General features: G+C 41.2%; 21 protein-coding genes. 9 read left to right on the top strand and 12 right to left on the bottom strand.

What is annotated here, in order from left to right; genetic code table 11:
- Positions 1 to 2 precede the first annotated feature (2 nt).
- Positions 3 to 2,180 (bottom strand): DNA helicase RecQ, encoded by a 2,178-nt coding sequence (gene recQ, locus ACPUEN_RS11355; protein WP_425635986.1) that lies wholly within the window; start codon positions 2,178 to 2,180, stop codon positions 3 to 5.
- 96 nt (positions 2,181 to 2,276) lie between these two features.
- Here recQ and ACPUEN_RS11350 point away from each other — a divergent pair, with 96 nt between their 5' ends.
- Together ACPUEN_RS11350 and ACPUEN_RS11345 are read left to right on the top strand one after the other, a co-directional pair.
- Positions 2,277 to 3,245: a KpsF/GutQ family sugar-phosphate isomerase gene (locus ACPUEN_RS11350; RefSeq protein WP_425635985.1), complete on the top strand. Its 969-nt coding sequence runs from the start codon at positions 2,277 to 2,279 to the stop codon at positions 3,243 to 3,245.
- A gap of 8 nt (positions 3,246 to 3,253) precedes the next feature.
- On the top strand, positions 3,254 to 4,324 hold the full coding sequence (locus ACPUEN_RS11345) for a mannose-1-phosphate guanylyltransferase (protein WP_425635984.1): 1,071 nt from the start codon (positions 3,254 to 3,256) through the stop codon (positions 4,322 to 4,324).
- 32 nt (positions 4,325 to 4,356) lie between these two features.
- Here ACPUEN_RS11345 and rlmB read toward each other — a convergent pair whose 3' ends face one another.
- Entirely contained in the window at positions 4,357 to 5,130 is a 774-nt protein-coding gene (gene rlmB / locus ACPUEN_RS11340; protein WP_111610668.1) for a 23S rRNA (guanosine(2251)-2'-O)-methyltransferase RlmB, read from the bottom strand.
- Entirely contained in the window at positions 5,103 to 6,338 is a 1,236-nt protein-coding gene (locus ACPUEN_RS11335; RefSeq protein WP_425635983.1) for a GWxTD domain-containing protein, read from the bottom strand. Before ACPUEN_RS11335 ends, rlmB begins: the two co-directional genes overlap by 28 nt.
- A gap of 61 nt (positions 6,339 to 6,399) precedes the next feature.
- Here ACPUEN_RS11335 and ACPUEN_RS11330 point away from each other — a divergent pair, with 61 nt between their 5' ends.
- Positions 6,400 to 7,176, top strand: a complete 777-nt coding sequence (locus ACPUEN_RS11330) for a class I SAM-dependent methyltransferase (protein WP_425635982.1) — start codon at positions 6,400 to 6,402, stop codon at positions 7,174 to 7,176.
- 11 nt (positions 7,177 to 7,187) lie between these two features.
- On the opposite strand, the gene ACPUEN_RS11325 is transcribed toward ACPUEN_RS11330, so the two are convergent.
- The gene (locus ACPUEN_RS11325; protein WP_425635981.1) at positions 7,188 to 7,802 is read right to left on the bottom strand and encodes a MarC family protein; all 615 of its coding nucleotides are present in this window, start codon (positions 7,800 to 7,802) and stop codon (positions 7,188 to 7,190) included.
- A gap of 180 nt (positions 7,803 to 7,982) precedes the next feature.
- Between ACPUEN_RS11325 and ACPUEN_RS11320 the strand changes: the two genes are divergently transcribed.
- On the top strand, positions 7,983 to 8,744 hold the full coding sequence (locus ACPUEN_RS11320; RefSeq protein ID WP_425635980.1) for a hypothetical protein: 762 nt from the start codon (positions 7,983 to 7,985) through the stop codon (positions 8,742 to 8,744).
- A 52-nt stretch (positions 8,745 to 8,796) separates the two neighbouring features.
- Here ACPUEN_RS11320 and ACPUEN_RS11315 read toward each other — a convergent pair whose 3' ends face one another.
- From ACPUEN_RS11315 to ACPUEN_RS11305, 3 genes are all read right to left on the bottom strand, one after another.
- Positions 8,797 to 9,684: a sterol desaturase family protein gene (locus ACPUEN_RS11315; protein WP_425635979.1), complete on the bottom strand. Its 888-nt coding sequence runs from the start codon at positions 9,682 to 9,684 to the stop codon at positions 8,797 to 8,799.
- A gap of 194 nt (positions 9,685 to 9,878) precedes the next feature.
- The gene (locus ACPUEN_RS11310; RefSeq protein WP_111610676.1) at positions 9,879 to 10,085 is read right to left on the bottom strand and encodes a dodecin family protein; all 207 of its coding nucleotides are present in this window, start codon (positions 10,083 to 10,085) and stop codon (positions 9,879 to 9,881) included.
- Between the two features lie 146 nt (positions 10,086 to 10,231).
- The gene (locus ACPUEN_RS11305; RefSeq protein WP_425635978.1) at positions 10,232 to 11,086 is read right to left on the bottom strand and encodes a peptidylprolyl isomerase; all 855 of its coding nucleotides are present in this window, start codon (positions 11,084 to 11,086) and stop codon (positions 10,232 to 10,234) included.
- A 126-nt stretch (positions 11,087 to 11,212) separates the two neighbouring features.
- On the opposite strand from ACPUEN_RS11305, the gene ACPUEN_RS11300 reads away from it, so the two are divergent.
- The 3 genes from ACPUEN_RS11300 to ACPUEN_RS11290 are packed head-to-tail and all read left to right on the top strand — an operon-like array spanning position 11,213 to position 13,680.
- Entirely contained in the window at positions 11,213 to 11,563 is a 351-nt protein-coding gene (locus ACPUEN_RS11300; RefSeq protein WP_425635977.1) for an MmcQ/YjbR family DNA-binding protein, read from the top strand.
- The gene (locus tag ACPUEN_RS11295; RefSeq protein WP_425635976.1) at positions 11,560 to 12,513 is read left to right on the top strand and encodes an ABC transporter ATP-binding protein; all 954 of its coding nucleotides are present in this window, start codon (positions 11,560 to 11,562) and stop codon (positions 12,511 to 12,513) included. The genes ACPUEN_RS11300 and ACPUEN_RS11295 overlap by 4 nt, the downstream gene beginning before the upstream one ends.
- Before the next feature lie 21 nt (positions 12,514 to 12,534).
- Complete coding sequence (locus tag ACPUEN_RS11290) at positions 12,535 to 13,680, top strand: App1 family protein (RefSeq protein ID WP_425635975.1); 1,146 nt, start codon at positions 12,535 to 12,537, stop codon at positions 13,678 to 13,680.
- Positions 13,681 to 13,683: 3 nt separating this feature from the next.
- Here the strand turns inward: ACPUEN_RS11290 and ACPUEN_RS11285 are convergent, their stop codons facing one another.
- The 4 genes from ACPUEN_RS11285 to ACPUEN_RS11270 form a co-directional block, all read right to left on the bottom strand.
- A complete protein-coding gene (locus tag ACPUEN_RS11285) occupies positions 13,684 to 14,022 on the bottom strand; it encodes a c-type cytochrome (RefSeq protein ID WP_425635974.1) in 339 nt (112 codons plus the stop codon).
- 154 nt (positions 14,023 to 14,176) lie between these two features.
- Positions 14,177 to 14,707: an FKBP-type peptidyl-prolyl cis-trans isomerase gene (locus tag ACPUEN_RS11280; protein WP_111610681.1), complete on the bottom strand. Its 531-nt coding sequence runs from the start codon at positions 14,705 to 14,707 to the stop codon at positions 14,177 to 14,179.
- A gap of 5 nt (positions 14,708 to 14,712) precedes the next feature.
- Positions 14,713 to 15,432 carry a class I SAM-dependent methyltransferase gene (locus ACPUEN_RS11275; protein WP_111610682.1) on the bottom strand — a complete coding sequence of 240 codons (720 nt, stop codon included), beginning with the start codon at positions 15,430 to 15,432 and terminating at the stop codon, positions 14,713 to 14,715.
- Positions 15,429 to 17,831 (bottom strand): YfhO family protein, encoded by a 2,403-nt coding sequence (locus tag ACPUEN_RS11270; protein WP_425635973.1) that lies wholly within the window; start codon positions 17,829 to 17,831, stop codon positions 15,429 to 15,431. The genes ACPUEN_RS11275 and ACPUEN_RS11270 overlap by 4 nt, the downstream gene beginning before the upstream one ends.
- Positions 17,832 to 17,991: 160 nt before the next feature.
- Here ACPUEN_RS11270 and ffh point away from each other — a divergent pair, with 160 nt between their 5' ends.
- Together ffh and ACPUEN_RS11260 are read left to right on the top strand one after the other, a co-directional pair.
- Positions 17,992 to 19,332, top strand: a complete 1,341-nt coding sequence (ffh, locus tag ACPUEN_RS11265; protein ID WP_425635972.1) for a signal recognition particle protein — start codon at positions 17,992 to 17,994, stop codon at positions 19,330 to 19,332.
- A 216-nt stretch (positions 19,333 to 19,548) separates the two neighbouring features.
- Positions 19,549 to 20,022: a hypothetical protein gene (locus ACPUEN_RS11260; RefSeq protein WP_425635971.1), complete on the top strand. Its 474-nt coding sequence runs from the start codon at positions 19,549 to 19,551 to the stop codon at positions 20,020 to 20,022.
- A 72-nt stretch (positions 20,023 to 20,094) separates the two neighbouring features.
- On the opposite strand, the gene ACPUEN_RS11255 is transcribed toward ACPUEN_RS11260, so the two are convergent.
- The gene (locus ACPUEN_RS11255) at positions 20,095 to 20,838 is read right to left on the bottom strand and encodes a LytR/AlgR family response regulator transcription factor (RefSeq protein ID WP_425635970.1); all 744 of its coding nucleotides are present in this window, start codon (positions 20,836 to 20,838) and stop codon (positions 20,095 to 20,097) included.
- Positions 20,839 to 20,934 lie beyond the last annotated feature (96 nt).

Genomic DNA, 20,934 nt, shown 5'->3' with positions numbered 1-20,934 from the left:
AGTTAATTTGCATGCTCAGAGATGAATTTGATCCGATAAACCCGCAATTCATCTTCTGCAAAGTCCTCGTCTTCGAGTTCATCTAAAGCTGCTTTGATCTGATCACTAGTCGCATTCATGAAGTAATCGTGGAGCATATCCTCCCGGTCTTCATCCATAATTGCTTCTATGTAGTAATCTATATTTAGTTTAGTTCCGCTATAAATGATTTGCTCGATTTCATGGAGCAAGTCACTCATACTTATGTTGAGGTTTTCGGCTACCTCATCCAAGCCTACCTTGCGATCGATCTGCTGGATTATTGAAATTTTCACTTTGGACCTGGTCCCAGATGATTTTACTACCACATCTGAAGCAGTCTCAATTTCATTCTCCTCTACGTAATTTGATATAAGTTTCAGGAATGAAGACCCGAATTTAACGACTTTTCCCATACCTACGCCTATGATTTGCGCTAGCTCCTCACGCGTGGTAGGATAGACGGTTGCCATTTCTTCCAATGATGGATCTTGAAAGATGACATAGGGAGGAAGTCCTTTGGAACGGGCTACTTTTTTACGCTCTGCTTTTAAAAGTTCAAACAACTTCTCGTCATAGGCGATTCCGGTACTGATCACAATTTCGGCTTGGCCTGATTCTACTTCCTTAGCGAAATCATGGTCATGGTGTAGGTCAATTTTAAAAGGAGACTCAAGAAAATCCTTGCCCTTAGAAGTTAATTTCAAGACTCCGTAACTTTCGATGTCCTTTTCAAGCATATTTAGAATCATCACCTGGCGGATTACACCAATCCAAGTTTTCTCGGAAGATTCTTTTCCTTTCCCAAAAACTGGAAGTTTATCATGAGAATAACTCAGCACGTAATCGGTGGATTCGCCCACAATCACTTTTACAAGGTGATCAAGTCCAAAACGTTCATTGGTTTGTTTGGCAGCTTCCAACACGGTAGTCACCATGTCCATACCTTCGAATGTTTCCCTGTGTCGCTTACAATTGTCACAGAAGCCACAATCGTCATTCATCGTTTCTCCGAAATAATTCAGGATAAACTTCCTTCTACACACACCTGTCTCAGAGTAAGCTGCCATCTCTTGTAAAAGGATTTTGGCATTTTCCCGCTCAGTTACAGGTTTGTCCTTATTGAATTTGTCAAGTTTTACAATGTCCTCATATCTGTAGAACATGAGGCAATGACCTTCCAGTCCGTCACGCCCAGCTCGACCAGTTTCCTGATAATATCCTTCCAAAGATTTAGGCACATCGTAGTGGATTACGTAACGAACATCCGGCTTGTCGATTCCCATCCCAAAAGCAATTGTTGCAACGATTACATCCAGTTCTTCATTAAGGAAATCGTCCTGAGTCTTGATCCGAACAGAGGAATCTAACCCTGCATGATAAGGAGCCGCATTGACTTGATTTACTTTGAGAAGTTGAGCGATTTCCTCTACTTTTTTGCGACTGAGGCAATAGATTATGCCGGATTTGCCTTTGTGACCCTTTATGAATTTGATTAAATCCTTTTTAGAATCATTTTTCACTTTTGGTCGAACCTCATAGAAAAGATTGGTTCTGTTGAAGGAAGACTTAAATAAATCTGCCTCTTCCATCTGTAGGTTCCGTTGAATATCCTGCTGCACCTTTGGCGTCGCAGTAGCCGTAAGCGCAATGATCGGTAGATCAGGTGCGATTTGTGCTATAATGGATTTAATCCTTCTGTATTCTGGTCTGAAATCATGTCCCCACTCAGAGATGCAGTGTGCTTCATCTATGGCGACAAAACTGAGATGCGCAGACTTAAGAAAATCCACGTTTTCCTGCTTGGTCAATGACTCAGGAGCCACATATAAAAGTTTGGTTTTCTTTTTGAGCACCTCGCTTTTTACTCGAGTAGCTTCCGATTTATTCAAAGTAGAATTCAGAAAATGCGCATTGATTCCCAATGCTTGTAACTGATCCACTTGGTTTTTCATCAAAGCTATCAAAGGGGAAATCACGATAGCAGTGCCCTCTCTCATCACAGCCGGCAATTGATAGCACAACGATTTACCAGCGCCCGTAGGCATGATGACGAACGTATTCCGCTTATTGAGCAAATTATCAACGATCAATTCTTGATTTCCACGGAATTGACTGAATCCAAAGATTTTTTTGAGATCTGATTTTACTTTTTCTTCCACTTGTTAAGGGGCTAAAAGGGTAACTAAAGCCTGTAAACAGGAATGATTTATTACATTTATACCCAGGTTCAAAATTAGTTATAAACACAGGTAAAATTGAATTTAGCTAAAAATATTAGAAATACAGCCACGAGAGTGTTGCAAAACGAGGCTCAGGCAGTGTTAAATCTTATTGATTTTTTAGATGGCGATTTTGACGCCTGCGTAGAGCATATTTTACTTTCAAAAGGCAGGGTGGTAATTACCGGTGTGGGAAAAAGCGCACTTATTGCTAATAAGATAGTTGCCACGCTCAATTCCACTGGAACGAAAGCTATTTTCATGCACGCAGCTGATGCGATTCACGGAGATCTGGGAATGATTCAGGAAGATGATATCATTATTTGTATTTCTAAAAGCGGTAATACTCCGGAGATAAAAGTGCTGGTTCCTCTACTTAAAAAGCTAGGGTCAAAACTGGTGGCACTCGTTAGTAACCCAAAAAGCTTTCTGGCCGAGCAAGCGGATTATGTGTTAAATGCAACCATCGGGGAGGAAGCTTGTCCGCATAATTTGGCGCCGACCACCAGTACTACTGCACATTTAGCCTTAGGAGATGCCTTGGCAGTATGTCTTTTGGAAGCCAGAGGATTTACTTCAGATGATTTTGCAAAGTATCATCCGGGCGGATCTTTAGGAAAGCAGTTGTATCTTAGAGTAGGTGATGTTTTGGGTGGAAATGAGATTCCTATAGTCACCGAAAATGCCGGATTGGCAGAAGTAATCATGGAGATTTCTGGAAAAAGGCTAGGTGCTACTTCTGTAGTGGATTCAGCTGGTAATTTGAAAGGAATCATCACCGACGGAGATTTGCGAAGAATGCTTCAAAAATCACTTGATATTCAGTCGCTTCAGGCCTCTGATATTATGACTGTAAATCCAAAATCGATTTCAACACAAGAATATGCCATTCGAGCGCTGAATATGATGAAAAATCATAATATCACGCAGCTCGTCGCGATGAATGGAGATAAAATCGCTGGTTTTGTTCATATTCATGAATTGATGAAAGAAGGAATTGTTTAACTTTTAGTATGCACAATAAACCCTATATTCTTATTATGGCCGGTGGCATCGGCTCCCGATTTTGGCCTTACAGTCGCAGAAAGCGACCAAAGCAATTTTTGGATATACTAGGGACTGGTCGTACCTTATTGCAAATGACCTATGATCGATTTGCTGAAATGGCAGATCCAGATCAGTTTGTGGTCATTACCTACAGAAAATACCTCGCATTGGTCAAAGAACAGTTGCCGGAGCTGAACGATCACCAGATTTTAACTGAGCCATTGCGAAAAAATACCGCAACTTGTATTGGCTATGCGACTTACAGTATTTATTCTAAAGATCCAGACGCTACCATTATTGTAACTCCTGCTGATCACCTGATTTTGCAAGAGAAGAAGTTTGATCGTACCCTTCAGAAAGCGATAGAGGCAGCAAATGACGGAAAATTAATCACCCTCGGAATCAAGCCAAACAGGCCGGAAATAGGATATGGCTATATCCAATACATAGAACAGCCAAATACGCATGTGTACCGAGTAAAGACTTTTATAGAAAAGCCAAATTCCAAATTAGTTAAGACCTTAATCGAAAGTGGGGATTTTGTGTGGAATTCGGGGATGTTTATTTGGAAAGCAGGAAGCTTAATCAATGCATTTGAAGAGCACATGCCGGATTTGGCTGAAGTATTTGAAGAAGGGAAAGAAATCTATGGTAAAGCTGGTGAGGCAGAGTTTGTATCTGCTGCCTATACTCAAATGAAAAATATTTCGATTGACTATGGAATCATGGAAAAATCGAGTCAGGTATATGTTATTCTGGGTGATTTCGGTTGGTCAGATTTGGGTTCATGGAGTAGTCTGTATGATCTACGGGACAAGGATGAAGACAATAATGTGGTGGAGGCAAATGCTGTTTTGTATGAAACAAAAAACAGTTATATCAAGGTGAAAGGGGATAAGCTAGTTGTTGTTCAAGGTCTGGAAAATTACCTAGTAAACGAAACAGATAATGTGCTGTTGATCTGTAAACTTGATGCGGAGAAAAAATTTCGAGAGTTTGTCTCCAACGCAAAAAAGAAAGGGGAAGAGTTTATCTAAAACCTTCCCCTTTTCTACATTCGTGTTAATTCTTATTTTCTCTGCCTGATCGCTTCATAAATAGCCACACCTGCAGAAACAGATACATTCAAACTTTCGATTCTACCAGCCATAGGGATTTTTACTTTTTCGTCGACGATTCCCATCAATTCGGTAGATATTCCATCTTCCTCAGACCCCATCACCATCGCAACTGGAACGGAAAAATCTGTGTCATACATCGTCTTATCCGTTTTCTCAGTGATTGCTACCAATACCAAACCTGATTTTTGCAGATCTCTACAAGTATAGAAAAGGTTTCTAGATCTCACTACAGGAAGAAAATTCAATGCTCCGACGGAAGTCTTAATTGCATCAGAGTTGATTTGAGCGCTGCCTTTTTCGGGAATTACGATTGCGTCTACTCCTGCACATTCTGCAGTTCTAGCGATAGCGCCAAAGTTTCTAACATCTGTGATTCTATCCAATATCAGGATCAATGGAGCCTTGCCAACATTGAAGCAACTTTCGATCACATGATCCAACGAAGCATATTCTATAGAAGACATCTGAGCTACTACGCCCTGATGATTTTTACGGGTAATTCTATTCAGCTTTGCCTCTGGAACTCTGACAACAGGGATTTTCTCGGTTTTGCAAAGCTTCAGCAATTCCTTGATCAGGTCATTGTTGATTTCTTTCTGAACCAACACTTTGTCAATGTCTTTTCCAGCATGGATTGACTCCATAACTGCCCTGGTTCCAAAAATAAAGTCTTTTTCGTGTTCGCCTTTTTCAATCAAAAAGCCATCTTTCCGCTTCTCCATATGGATATGTTTTTGAACCAAACCGGCTGGTAAGCACGGGAGCGGTTCAAGGTGTAATAGTGAGGGCTAAGTATGTTTTTAACCCGCGCAAAGGTAAAGCGAATTCTTGAACTCTCGTTAGTTCCTCCATAACTCCACACTTCTCTATCTAAATAAAAGTTGACTTCCTGTGGTGGCCCCATGACAATATAGACCATTCCTTTGTCTGTTTTCCAGCCTTCTTTAAAGTCTGTAAAAAGCAGATTAGCGAATTCCACTTGGCGAAAATACTCACGGATTAGCTCTTTTGCTGTTTCTGGATTTCTTGTCAATCCTATCCAATAAGCGTCCAGAGCCTTCTTTTTGTCTTGAGCAGTTTTCAAATCTTCGTGCTCTTTTCGCGTAGAGATATAAGTAACCATTTCCACCATTTCCTCCCAGTCTTTCACTTTTGGAAAGGCTTCATGGGTGGTTTTAAGGACAAGTCCTGTGCTTGCAGAAGTATCACTTTGAATGAAGTAATAGCCTATTTGATCAAAAGATTTAGGGATGTTTTCCAAGAAATCTCCGGAGTCAATTACTTCTAATTCCCTCGGTACTGCTGCCGGTTTGGTTTCCATGGGAGGATAAGGCACCTCTAAACTGATTGGATAGTAAAAGTTATGTAATGTTGGACCGCCTTTAGACTTGAAAAGTAATGACTCACCAACATTTAGGTAGTTCTGGTCAAAACCCACATTATTGGCATAATAAGCTCCGAAATTTGGAATGTCGAATATAAAACTACTTTTAATGTCAGTAGAATAATAATATTCATCCCCTTGCCTCGTGTCCAAAGCAGTAAATAAGGCAATTGCAGTTTCTGTAGTGGCGGGTATTTCTACAGTCTTTTCAAAAACCCAATGCCTATCCGTGTCATACTTTAGGTCATCTGAGGTTAAAATAAACGTATTGTCAGAAAGGATTTCCTCCTCATAGCTATCCAAAATAGAATAAGTGAAACTAAATGTGTTTAAGACAGGGTTTTCTTCTATTTTCTCTGCCTGCAACTGAAGTTTATAACTCGTCTCAGATTCTTTGATGGGAATGATCTTAAGCGATAGTCTTGAGTACCTAGAGTAGCGAAGTGTCTGATTTAGACTGCTTAATGTCTTTTGTGCTAGGGTGGATAATGTGGTTCCTGCGAAGAGGATTAAAAAAATCAGGAGTCGGCTTGTTTTACAGTTCATCGGGTGTTGATCTCGGGTTTGGGAAATTAACCTTACTTTTGCCAAAATAGTAAATTTTTGTATGGCTACCTATACAACGGAAATCGCCTCTGACAAGTTGGTCAGTGACAATCCTATTCATCAACGCTTACTGAAAGCATACATTGCTGCTCAGCCTTGGATTTCGGGCAAATTGCTGGAAGTAGGTTGTGGAGAAGGTCGTGGAGTGGAGACACTTCTGCCTTTGGCAGAAAGCTATATTGGCTTGGATAAGATTCAGGAAGTAATCAATGAGTTGAAAATAAAATTCCCAGCTGTTGAGTTTCAGCAGGCTGTAATTCCTCCATTCAAGGGAATCGCTGATAATTCTTTCGACACGATCGTGAGTTTTCAAGTGATCGAGCATATTCCGAATGATCGGTTGTTTTTGGAAGAAATCTATCGTGTTCTAAAGCCAGGAGGAAGAGCGGTGATTTCAACACCAAATATCAACCATACCCTTTCTCGAAACCCTTGGCATGAGCGGGAATATACTCCTCAGCAATTGATTGATTTGTGCTCATCCATTTTTGATACAGTTGATGCAAAAGGAGTGGGAGGAAATGAGCGTGTCTGGGCATATCACGAGGCCAACCGCAAATCAGTTCAGAAAATCATGCGCTTTGATATTTTTGATTTGCAACACAAACTTCCAGCATCCATTCTGAGAATGCCTTATGAGATTTTAAATCGTAGAAATAGGAATAAACTGCATCAACAACAAGGCAAAAACGTGGTAGATATCTCTCACGAGGATTACTTACTGGTGGAAGATCCTGCAGTGGGATTGGATTTGTTTTATGTGTTGGGGAAGAGGTAATGCTTTAGCCTTTACTCAAAAAAAGCAGCCTTAATCCCTGTGATAATCATATTGGTCCCAATAATGGCTATAATCAGCCCCATGATCTTTCCGATCACCACGATCAGATTTTTACCAAGACGTTTTACGATTTTTTCGCCTAATTCAAATGCAATATGAGTGAGCAGACACATCACTGCAAACACGGCTATTACAATAAGAATGTTAATGTAATTGCCTTTGGAGGCAAAGTTCATCGCAGTTACAATAGTTCCTGGGCCTGCTAAAATAGGAATTGCCAAGGGTGAGATTGCGATGTTTTCATGAGTCTCGGGCTCTTTGATATGTTTGACGCTCGATTTTTTGGATTGAAGCATCTCAAAGCCCACATAGAAAATCAGTATCCCTCCTGTGATTTTAAAGGCAGGAATGGTGATTCCGAATAGCTCAAAAATAAATTTACCCAGCACCACAAATACCACAACAATCACAAAGGCAGTTATTGTAGCTCTCTTGCTAATACTTCGTTTGGTAGTTTTATCTAGTTCATCCGTCAAAGAAGCGAATATTGGAACATTCGCAATTGGGTTCATGATGGCAAAAAAACCGGTGAAAACCGAAAGTGTGAAGGCAAGGATGTTATCCATATAGGAAGGTTATACTGCTGAAGGAGATGGAAGAAGCGAAGGTATCAAAATCTTCTGCTTGAACGAAAAGAACAGCGTTTACATCTTCCTACCTGTATCTAATCAATATACGCTATTTGTCGTATGGCCTGGAGAATCATGCATTTATACATTTGAAATGTATTTTAAATCTATAAAACTATGAAAACTTACAACTCTACACTTTGGACTTTACTTTTAGGAGTCGTCCTTACTTTTTCAGCTTGTGGCTCGGATGATGATAACGATCCTACTCAAGCGACGCAGACCAACCCAACGCCGACAGCACCGAGTGATGCCAATGCCGTATTAGCGGCAGTTCTATCATTTTCCGACTTGCCTAGCTCAGTGCCTAGCGTGCCTGGATTAGGAGGGATCGCGATAGACGTAGCGTCAGGATCATTTTTCAATGGAGCTGTTGGGAGCGCATTGGTCAATGTAGGAGAAGTAAAATTAAACTCTAAAGCTCTTACCATACCTAGTGGTAATGCCTACATTAATAATCCTATTGACTTCTCTTATTCCTTAGTGCCAGGTCAAACCAATACGTGGGAGGTAGCCGGAGGGAGTGGTTTTGATGCTTTTTCACATGTGACAGCTAAGAGAATGCCTTCACAGGTCAAGTTTGCTTCCTCTGTTGCAGCTAGTTTTAGCAAAGGTTCGGATCTTACACTCTCTATCGAGGCGATGACCTCCAATACGGATAATATCCTTTGGGTGGTTTCTGATGGTAAAACAACTGTTACCAAAGAATCCAAAACAACTTCTGTGACTTTTTCAGCATCAGAACTTGGTGGCTTAAGAGCTACAAGTACTGGATTGGTGCAGGCGGCTAGCTACAATGCTGAGGAGAAATCGTTCGGAGGAAAAAAAATATACTTTATCAATGAATCTGTTCACACGAAGGTTGTAGAGATTAATTAATTCCTCGTCATATTACCTTTAAAGCCAGTGAGAATTTTCTCACTGGCTATTTTTATGTCTTTTTCTTGAAAATCCTTTTAAATGGCTCCACAGTTTGCCCAACAAATCCTTCAGGAAACTTTTCTTCATCAGGTAGTCCAACTAGGAGGTTTTCATCATCAGAAGGCCAGTAATTGGTGCGGAAAAGAAAATCCCAAAGGCTCAAAGAAATCCCGTAGTTGAATCCGTGAGGATGGCTTTTGGGCAATTCACGGGCATGATGCCATAGGTGCATTTGCGGTCCATTGACTATATACTTGAATGGTCCTAGCGGAATATTCAGATTAGCATGGCCAAGTTGTCCAAGGACTAGCGTGAAAATATGGACGATAAAAAAGTCTGTAATCCCAAAACCAATCATCGCCAAAGGGATATATTCTAACGTACGGTACAGGATGTTTTCCATCCAGTGATAGCGAAGCAAAGCTGCAAATCCCATTTCTCGTGTACTGTGGTGAACTTTATGAAATTCCCACATCCAACCTACATGATGATACATGCGGTGAATTGCCCACTGCATGAAATCTCTGACTATAAATATGATCAACAATTGTAGCCAGCCAGGCAGCTGATCCACTTTGATGGCAACAGTATTCGTGATGCCAAATAATCCCAGGAAATCATTGAAGGCTTCCACAGCCACCATAGAAAGGGCATTGTAGGCGACAAGTGCAAAGAGGAAGTAATTCCAAAAAAGATAGAAAATGTCAAGCCAGAAATGTTCCCGGATCAGCGGCTGATCTTTTCTCCATGGAAAAAGAATCTCCAGTCCATAAATCACCAAAGATGCACCTACTAGCCAATAAAAGTAATTGTGCCAGCTCGGATTCAGGATTTCTCCAATAAAGTAATTCCAGTAGCCATAATAGCCGTCAGCAATTGCTTTGATGTATTTTTCCATGCTGCAAAGATGATTAATTATACTATTTGATATTGTATCAAATATCACTCAATAGGCTAACAACCGATTCTATAGCTGCATGGTTTTATCCGATTACGTTAAATTATCCAAGTTTTCGCCAGGGAAGGGGGAAAGTCCAAATCAAAAAAAAGAGCGATCAGCTCTGGACTGTCGCTCTTGAAATATTGAACGTTTTAGGATGGGTTCACCCTGAAGGAAACCTTGCAGACACATCCGTAAGAAGTTACTTTCCCTTCTTTTACGTGCGCTTTGATATCCTTCACATAAACTGAATCAATGTTGTGAACAGTTTTTGAAACTTCATCCACTGCATTTTGAATGGCATCTTCAATTCCTTTTTCCGAGGAGGCGATTACCTCTAATACTTTTACAATTCCCATGGTTGTCTTGGTTTTTAATGAATGTTAAGGTTAATACGCCTATTCATACAATCGCCATGCTAAGGGAAGAATTTGAGTTGCTTACGAGATGATGGTTAGGGGATTTAGCAGCATTTTAGGTATTAAAGTTTAAAGGGAAATCTTGATTAATTTTCTCTGTCAATCAAGTTGGTAGCTAAGATCAGGATATTAACCAAAGGTCGATCTCGATTGCTGGTTTCGGTCGTAGCGATCTTATCGACGATCTCCATTCCAGAGATTACCTCACCAAATACAGTATAGTTTTGGTCCAAATGTGCTGCTCCACCAACAGTCTTATACGCCTCACGATGTGACTCTGGATAGTGATAAAGAGTCATGCTTTTCAGGTAGTTTTCCGTAAGGGAATCAAGCTGGCTTTTCAGGCTGTCGATGGCCTCCTTATTGCCTAGGTCGCGATTTTTCAATAATTCCTGATATCTGGCAAACATAGAACTAGTAGCAGGATCGTTTATGACTTGATTGTATGCAAGCCCTTTATTGATGCGTTTCTCAGCAATATCAAGGGTATTATCTGTGTAGGTTCGTCCTTGCACAATGTAGAATTGGATAAAGCTTCCTTTTTGCGCTGGATTAGAATCATCGCCTTCGCGGGCTGCTCCGAGCACACCTCTTTTATGAAAATGTGAACTGGTAATCTCCGCAGGAATAAGGTCATCGAAGCCAAGCAACTCCTTCTTTTTGGTAAAAGAATCCTCGTGAACTCTTTCTCCTGCCTGAATCATAAATTTCTCAATCACCCGATGAAAAAGTATACTGTCATACATCCCCTCTTTGACCAAGCTGAGGAAATTATTGCGACTTAAGGGTGTGTCATCGTAGAGCCGAATGACAATTGGTCCTTCTGAAGTAACTAGTTCTATATCCTTGTTTAAGTCTTTTTTAGTGATTTTAGATTTGGTCAATGAATGACAACCTGCAAGAATTAGGATCAAGGTACAAGCAAGTAAATTTATTCTCATAGAGTTTTAGAGATGAGTTGAGGTTCGATTATAGTTGGAAAATAGTGAATTGTAGTTCCTGTAAAAAGTCTGGACATTTTTTCTCCAAGCTCTTTTCATTAATTTCCTTTCTCAATTACATTCACTATGACCCTAGAATATTACCGCGATTATTGCCTAGCAATGCCCGGAGTGACGGAAGACACGCCTTTTGATGCCGACGCACTTTGCTTTCGGGTAGGTAACAAGATTTTTTCGATCTGCTCCATTTCGGAGTTTCAATACATCAATTTGAAATGTGATCCTGAACGCGCGGTGGAATTGCGGGAGCAATACGACGGAATTACACCTGGATTTCACATGAACAAACAACAATGGAATTCGGTGAGTACGAGAGGAAATGTGCCCGATCGCTTGATTTTGGAATTGGCAGATCATTCTTACGCGCTTATCTTTGGCGGCTTGACCAAAAAACTGCAAGCCGAAATTCGCCCATGAGTTATTTTTCTATTTCAAATGTTTCCAAATCCTATGATGAGCTACCTGCTTTGCAGCCGTTTTCTCTAGAAATGGAGCAAGGGGACTTTTTAGCTATTGTAGGAGAAAGCGGGTCGGGTAAAAGTACCTTGCTCAAGATCATGGCAGGTCTGGAAGTACAGGATTCTGGGGAAGTATTCTTAGATGGCAAGCCGATTTTGAACCCAAATCAGAAGATCGTTTCCGGGTACGACGAGATCCGGTTAATTCATCAGAATTTCCACCTATATCCCAATTCTACGGTGGAGGAAAATATCTCCAGGCAATTGCTTCACTACGAAAAGGAATATGCGAAAAGTAGAGTAGCTCAACTGTTGAAGCTTCTCGGATTAAATGATTTTAAGGATAGGTTTCCACGGCAGCTTTCCGGAGGGCAAAAACAAAAAGTGGCGATAGGCAAAGCCATGGCGGTGGAACCGGATATCTTATTGTTGGATGAGCCTTTTTCCTCGCTGGACACGATTCAGACTCATCGACTGATTTCAGAGTTGAAGGAGATTTTCAAGGAATTCGGTACCACTGTAATTTTCGTCACACATGATCTGGACGATGCTCTTCGGTTAACAGACAATCTGATCATTTTGCAAAAGGGGAAAGTAGCTCAAAAAGGAACTTCCAGAGAGCTTTGTGAGAAGCCTAGTACAAAATACGTCGCTCAGCTTTTCAGCCCGATAAATAAACTTCCCGATACTAAAAACAGCTATATCCGACCTGCCGATGTGAAGTTGAGAACCAAAGGAGGCTTACTCGCCCATGTGACAGATTCCAGGTTTTTGGTGCACTACAATTCACTTCAGATACAGCTTAAGGAAAGTGGAATCACTTGGGAAGTGGATGACCCGCAGAGAAAATACGAAATAGGAGATCGTGTATATTTGAGTTGGGATGGTCCTAAGGTGATGACGCTTTGACAGAGAAAAGATTTTTTACACATGTCTTCAACTCAAAAAAGAAATTTACCTCTTACCGTTCTTTATGAAACCAAGCTTGCGATCAATCAGGCTGTGTTATGGCTTTGGATCAAATTGGGATGGGTGAAATCGATCTTGATCATGCCTTACGAAGGTTTTGGGAATGAAAAGGAGATTTTACTGGTAGGCCGGGTTATTCGTGATAATCGAGTTGGGAGCTCGACTCCAGAGGATTCTTTATGGCAGAATATCGGAAAAATGCGCAGGAGATTTATGACTGTGGTGATTCCTGGCGTAGAGGTTAGGGCAGATTTTGATGGAGAAGAATACTTTGCAATAACAGATGAAGAAGGATATTTCGAGTTTAGAATCTATCCTAAAAAGCAAATCCCATTCTTATCTCGCTGGCAGCAGATTAAACTGACTTTGGCGGATCAGGTGATCCGAAATCAAGGTGAGGTGACAGCGTTTGCAGATGTGTTTTTGCCAAAAGGGAACATTGATTATGGGATAATTTCAGATATAGATGATACGATCATTCCCACTGGAGCCATGCGGCTAACTGAGATGCTGAAAACCACTTTTGCCAAGAATGCACATACCCGAACGCCCTTTCCAGGTGTTTCTGCTTTTTATAAGGCTTTACAAAAAGGGACAGATGGAGTAGAGAGTAATCCTTTTTTCTACGTGTCTAGCAGTCCTTGGAATCTATTTGATTTTCTTCAGGAACTACTCCAAATACACCATATCCCCAAAGGTCCTTTGATGCTTCGGGATATTGGATTGTCTCGTACACAGCTGATCGCAGGAAGTCACTCAGAGCATAAGTTGGAGCAAATCCGCCATATTTTGTCCACCTATTCTCAGTTGCCTTTTATGCTAATTGGTGATAGTGGGCAGGAGGATCCCACAATTTATCTCCAAATTGTTCGAGAGTTTCCTGGGAGAATTTTAATGATTTTTATTCGTGATGTTCATTCCTCTCGCCATGATTTTGTTCAAGAAATTAGAGAAGAATTGCAAAGCTTGGGAGTCGAAATGCTGCTCGTCAAAGATACGCTCCAAGCATCGGGATATGCACTTTCAAAAGGTTGGGTATTGGAGGAGGATATGGTGGGGATTGCTCAGGAAAAAATCAAAAACGAAGCTGAAAATGAGGAGATCTAAAACTCATTTTTCCAAAGACAGAACGTAGCTAACCATCGCAATGGCATCATCCATAGTAAGTTCGGGATGAGCAGCCATCACAGGACTTCCCCATGATCCAGTACCTCCGGAAATCACTTTTCGAGCAAGGAGGTTAATGTAAACTTGACTGGTTGGATATCTCTGTGCAATATCCTGAAAGGCAGGACCTTTTGCTCTCATATCTGGCTTGTGACATTCTGCACAGTCAGAATAGGAGATTAGAACCTTTCCTCGCTTGACCAACTCAGGATCTAAAACCTCATCCACACCTTCGATGGCTCGAATATATTCCCGGTCTTTTAGATCGGAGGTATCAATCATTTCTTGTCCGGTTTTCTGAGTGCAAGCAACTAAGGTGATCATAAGGAAGATCAGATTTCTATGCAATTTGAAAGGGGTTGAACAATGGTGAAAAACAAAGAGGTAAGATGTTAAACGTTTAACCTCCTACCTCTTAAATTTTTAATTAAACGATTTACTCCTCGTCATGGGCTCCATGAGCACCATGAACATGACCATGTGCTAGCTCGTCTTTAGTCGCTTTGCGGACTTCTTCTATATTTCCTTCGAAATGCAAATCGAATCCCACCAGTGGATGGTTAAAATCCAATAGAATCTCTTCGCCCATATCTTTTAGGATTTTTGCTTGCATAGGATACCCGTCTTCGTCCATCAAAGGCAAGAAATTGCCCTCTTCAAGCATTTCAGGATTGAAACCATTTTCTCCTGAAAACTGCGATTTCGGTAAATTGACAATCAAATCCTCGTCTATCTCACCATAAGCTTCTGCAACAGGAATTACGAAGGAAAAATCTTCACCTTGCTCTTTTCCTTGAAGCAACTCCTCAAATTTTTCCGGAAGATCACTTGCTCCAAAAAGAAAGTAAAAAGGATCTTCTGTATCTCGGATTTCTACACTGAATGGAGCTGATTCTATCTCGTCTGCTTCTTTGCTTACTTTGAGTTCGTAGGTAAGTCCTACAACGGTATTTTCTGCTATTTTCATTTCTTTTATTTTAAAATTCCATGCTTTAATCTAATGATAATTCGCTCCTTCAAAATCTCCCATTTGCTTCTAGGAGTGGATTTGAAAAGTGGCTTTATTGCTCTAAACACGAAGTATTGATAATCTTTCTCTTCGAAAAAGATGGGATAAGTTTCCATTTTTTCCAAGTAAAAACCATTGGAGGTAATGCTTTTGATCAGGTCTCCAGAGTCCAACGGCTGATCAATTACTTGGAGCTTTTGCGGTTCATTTTCAATCATCCACTGCAAGTATCTCGGCGCGGGAATATGAATGAAAATCACTGAGTCCTGATGCGCGTGCTTGTGGATATTGCGGAAAAGGCGATCATGCTGATCCACCGGAATATGTTCCAAAACATCTGGAAACACAAAGAAGTCAAAGGTTTTCCCGCTTTTGTCAAAGTCGGACATATCCGAAACCTCAAATTTCAGATTGGCTTGATCCTTCCAAAGGACTTTTGCTTTGGCTATACTCTCAGGAGAAATGTCCACAGCCATTACCTCACCCTGTTTTACCTGATTAGCAAGTAAATGACTCACCGTCCCAATACCACAACCAACTTCCAACACGCTATTATTAGCGTTCAAACCAGCATCTTTGACCTTGTCCAAGATGCTTAGGTGCCTGGAGTTGATCCCGGTTTTCTCCTGTTTATCTGCAAATTGATCGTAAAAGCTGACGACTTTATCCTTATCCTCTTTCATTTTTTTTCTTTGAAGGTGAAAAATAGTCCGGCTATCAAGGATAACACTATCAGATATTGGAAAATGATCATCGGTGTTTTGGTGGCGGTATAGCTTTTTGGCAAAAACTTGAAAACAATCTCATGTGAGCCCGCTGGGACTTCCAATCCACGAAGTAGATAATTCGTTCTCAAAATATCAGTTTCTACACCATCGATCGTCGCCGTCCAGCCTTCAGGATAGTAGATTTCTGAAAAAACCACCAATCCTTCTTGACTCATATTTGCCTGGTATTTTAATTCGTTTGGAGTGTATGAAGTATGCGTGATTTCTCCAGCTCCAGCTGTGATTTCACCAAACTCAGCCGTATTTACAGTCGCCTGAGCTTTGGTGTCAATTCTCCCAAGTTCATCCATTTCTTCTTGATTGGTCTCCACCGACACGATCTGAGATGGAACCCAAGCTGGACCGTTTGCCTCCGGGTTTTCAAAAACAGCATTCGCGGCAGTGCCGGCGATTACATACTTGGTATTCATCATATTAATAGTCTGAATACCAGCAAAATCGAAGTTGCCTTCCTGGGCTTTAGTTACAAAGTCATTCAACTCAAAATTCAATCGATTATCCAATAAGTCCTGATACCTGCGCATTTTGGCACCATGATAACCGCCCAAACTGTGAAATCTGTAGGGAGATTTGCCGGTGGAGGTTAGTCCCTCAGTGAGGTCAAGTACTCTGAAGTAATCTGAATCATCGGCTATTACTTGGTCAGCTGGAGTTTCTGCGAAATAAGCTCTGCTTGGATTTGCCTGGAAGGAGCTGTCGTTCAAGTACTGCTTATTTACCGTCCATAGATCTAATGTAACAAGAGCGAAAATGCCTAAGCCTAAGACTAGATCTGAAATCTTGTTTTTCAGCGCAAAATAGATCAAGCCAGCTGAAGCTGCGACTAGCGCTAAACTTCTCCAAGCACTTGCTGAAAGCATGGCTTTGCGGTCTTGGCGAATGGCATTGATCAACCAGTCCGGCAAGCCGGCATCTGCCGCTCCCTCAAATCTAAATACGCCGGCACCAATGGCAAGCAGTAGTAAAAGACCACCAACTGATGCACCTGCGATGTATAGTCCTTTGAAATCTTTGCTTCTATAGATTCTTTCCAGTGAAATGGCTCCTAAAGCCGGGATAGCAAAAAGTGTCATTCCTAAGGCCATAGAGACCGCGCGGAATTTATTGTAACCCGGCAGGATATCGAAAAGTAGGAAGTTAAACCAACTCAGGTTTTTTCCCCAGGAAAGCATCAAAGATAAAATGATGATTGCACTAAAAGTGTACAAACTCTCTTTTGGCGCAGCCCAGATCCCAATGAAGGCTAGAAAAACGAGAATCACTCCTCCGTAAATCGGCCCGCCGGTAAAGGGTTGATCTCCCCAGTAAGTTGGCGCGCCTTGTAAGAATCCATTGATTTGTCCCGGATCAAGTCCATTGCTTCGCAAAGCTTTTTCAGAGGCAGTGTTTTCCCCAAGAGGAGTGCTACTTCCTCCTCCGTAGAAGTTTGGCACTAAAAGCGTGAGTGTTTCCAACTTGCCATTTGACCAGGAAAAGGCATAATCTTTATCCAATCCCGCTGAGGCCGACTCTAAGGTCGCTTTACCACGGGTGGAATAAGGTGCATATTCCATGGCTGTTGCCAATCGTCCAATATTTCCTCCTACAGCCAACAAAGCTCCAATAGCAAGAATACCTATGGCCTTACTAAGTTTGGTAAGTCCTTCTTTTTTCCAGTCAAAAACTAGCCTCACAATTACATAGATCACAGCTATGATCAAGGTGTAATAGGTGATCTGGACGTGATTGAATTTGAGTTGTAGCAAAAGGCCTAAAGCTAACACTGCTGCTCCCAGCAGCTGTTTTTTGGTAAAAGCCAGATGAATACCGAGCAAAATCATCGGCATCAAGCTGATCGCCCAGATTTTGGCATTGTGACCTGCAGCCAAGCTCAGAAGGTTGTAGGAACTCAGAGCAAACGCAACGCTGGCAATGATGGCGAAGACAGGCCTAACCCCGAAAGTCAGCATCAGCACATACATGGCGACCATGCCAAGGAAGAGGCTGTTGACTGGATGTGGAAGACCCAGCGTGATAACACTCACAAGGGCATTTGTGATATCACCGGAAAACTCCAGGCTGACAAAATACGCTGGCATTCCGCCAAAAACGCTGTTTGTCCAGAGCGCTTCTTCACCAGTGGCTTCACGATAATCCAACGCCTCCTTGGCTGATCCTTCCCATTTGAGAATATCGCCTTGCATGATTACTTGGTCCTGAAGTACCACAGGGGCGAAATAAACGACGACTATAGCATAGAAAATGGCGATTCCCACCGCGTGGGGAAGTACGTCTTTTTTGAAATTCAGCTGCATGAAAAGAGGTTTTCTTTAGAAAATGGATGCGGGCGCAAATTAGGAATTTATGGGCAAACGCAGGCTACAAAAATTGACAGTCTACTGTCAGAATAGATTGATTAGCGCTTTCCTTAGCTGATGAAAATCATTACTTTTGCACCAAATAGCCAGATAAGGAATGTTTGATAATTTAAGTTTAAAATTAGACCGGGCTTTCAAAACACTGAAAGGTACTGGGACAATCACCGAAATAAACGTCGCAACGACCGTAAAGGAGATCAGAAGAGCTTTGATCGATGCCGATGTCAACTATAAAGTAGCCAAAGAAGTCACTGATACGATCAAGACGGAAGCTCTTGGTCGTGATGTATTGATTGCCGTTTCTCCAGGTCAATTGTTGATCAAAATCACCCAAGAAGAGCTGACCAAGCTTATGGGCGGGAAAAAGGAGGACATCAAAATCTCTGGCGATCCATCCATTATTTTGATTTCAGGTCTTCAGGGTTCTGGTAAAACCACCTTCACTGGAAAGCTTGGTGCTCACTTGAAAAAGCAAGGCCGTCAGGTATTGCTAGTGGCTTGTGATATCTACCGTCCTGCTGCGATTGATCAGTTGAAAGTATTGGGAGAGCAAATCGGCGTGGAGGTATACGCTGAGCCTGAGAATAAAAACGCGCTGGAAATCGCTAATAATGCGATTGCTTACGCTAAGAAGACAGGTAAGAAAACCGTGGTAGTCGATACTGCTGGTCGTTTGGCAGTTGATGACATGATGATGAATGAGATCGAAGCACTTAAAAAGGCTTTGAACCCATCAGAGACGCTTTTTGTAGTTGATTCCATGACTGGTCAAGATGCCGTGAATACTGCGAAGACCTTTGATGAGCGATTGAATTTCGACGGAGTAGTACTTACCAAACTTGATGGTGATACTCGTGGTGGTGCGGCGATTTCTATTCGCCACGTAGTAAATAAGCCGATTAAGTTTATCTCTACAGGTGAGAAAATGGAAGATCTGGATGTGTTCCACCCAGATCGTATGGCCCAAAGAATCCTGGGAATGGGTGACGTGATTTCCTTGGTAGAAAGAGCACAGCAGTCTTTCGATGAAGATGAAGCCAAGCGAATCAATTCGAAGATTCGTTCCAATAATTTCAACTTTGATGATTTCCTTTCTCAGCTGGAGCAGGTGAAGAAAATGGGTAATATCAAAGATTTGCTTGGGATGATCCCAGGAATGGGTAAAGCCATGAAAGGAATGGATATCGACGATGATTCGTTCAAACCTATCGAAGCGATTATCAGATCTATGACTCCAGCGGAACGGGAACAACCGGACATTATCGATGGTAATAGAAGAAAGAGACTTGCTGCAGGATCTGGTAGAACGATCGTTGAGGTAAATAACTTGATGAAGCAATTTGCAGATATGCGCAAGATGATGAAACAGATGAACAAGATGGGCGGTGCCAAAGCCGCTATGAGCAAAATGCTTCCTCCAGGTAAGGGAAGGAGATAAAAGAATGAAACCCGGTCGAGAGAGCGGGTTTTTTGTTTTTTTTAACCGCGATTAATGCTGAGGGAGCAAGTGATTTATAGATGTTCCTGATTATTCTTGCGTTTTAACTTTATTAGGTATAGTCTGTAGCGTTTTTAACTTGGTAGGCGTATAGTTTAAGATTTAGTTTTTATTTATTCTAACTAGGTTTTATATTCACTTCAATTACATAAAATCATGAAAACAAGATTCTTACCATTTATTGCTTTATTTCTAATCATTTTTAGTTGTAAAGACGTGGAGGAGCCTTCTCCAAATTCAAGAATAGAAGGTAAATATGTTTCTACTGTTGAAATTGAAATTTCTGGAGGAAAACTCGATCTAGTTAATACGCTGGATTTTAAATCAGATGGAACATTTTCCAGCGAAAACTATACAACAAAGGCTGATGAGGATGATATACTTGGTTATAGATCATACTATAATGGTACTTATACCATAATTGATGGAAAAGTCACTTTAAGATGGCAAGATTATTATACGATGAATTTCTTTGATATTTACTACATGCCTAAAGCCGATTTAACGCTTTCAGATGGGGATGAATATTATTCAGATTATGCAATTGAAGAGGATTATACGCAGCTTTCATTTATATGCCCGCCGAACGCTTTTTGTACTAGCCAAGAGGTTTATCTAAAAACTAATTGATTCAAGCCAAGGCTAATAATAAAAGGCTGCTTTCACTTAGAAAACGGTCCTTTTTTTTGACTAGATTCCACATCAATTCATCCAGCGACTCATAAATTCCAAGAAAGCTTCCTTGTAGTTGTCGCTGACACTGATGTGGTTTTTTCCAACCTGAATTACATTTTTTGAAACGGAGTCTATATGGTCCAGCGCCACGATATAGGATCTGTGTACACGCATAAACTTGTCAGCAGGAAGTAATTCCTCCATGCTTTTCAAACTAGTCAATGAAAGCAAGGGATTCGGCTTGGATAACAAATGTACTTTAACGTAGTCCTTGTAAGCTTCTACATACCCAATGTCCTTCAGCATGACTTTGACCAGCTGATATTCTACTTTTAGAAAAATATATTCGGGAGCAGGAGTCTCGGAGGTTGTGGATTCTGTTTTTGAAATCGCTTGTCTTTCGAAGTAGGAAAATGCCTTAGTCGCTGCATTTAAAAAGTCCTCGTAGCTGTAAGGTTTTAGCAAGTAATCCAGCGCTTCTACTTTGTAGCCTTCTATGGCGAACTGATGATAGGCTGTTGCAAAGATGATCCGTGTTTTGTCAGAATTCTTTTTTCCATCTAAGACTCTCGCGAGTTCCATGCCAGACAAATCAGGCATCTGTATATCCATAAACGCTAGCTGAACCTGATTTTGATTAATAAAGCTTAGGGCTTCAATCGCATTAGAAAACTTGCCGATCAGATTGAGAAAGGAGGTTTGCTCGATGAATTTGCTTAATAATTCGAGGGCAAGAGGCTCGTCATCTATGGCAACGCAGTTGAGTTTCATGTGCTTATAATTTGATTTTCAGCGGTCATCCGAAAAATCGGGACAAGCTATGGAATCTCCGAAAATTTATATTCATCACGTTTTTTGATGCTTGAG

This window comes from Algoriphagus yeomjeoni, assembly GCF_049821175.1.
In the GTDB taxonomy this organism is placed as follows: Bacteria; Bacteroidota; Bacteroidia; order Cytophagales; family Cyclobacteriaceae; genus Algoriphagus; species Algoriphagus yeomjeoni_A.
The sequence above is the reverse complement of the archived record's forward strand: the minus strand, read 5'-3'. Positions and strand labels throughout refer to the sequence as shown.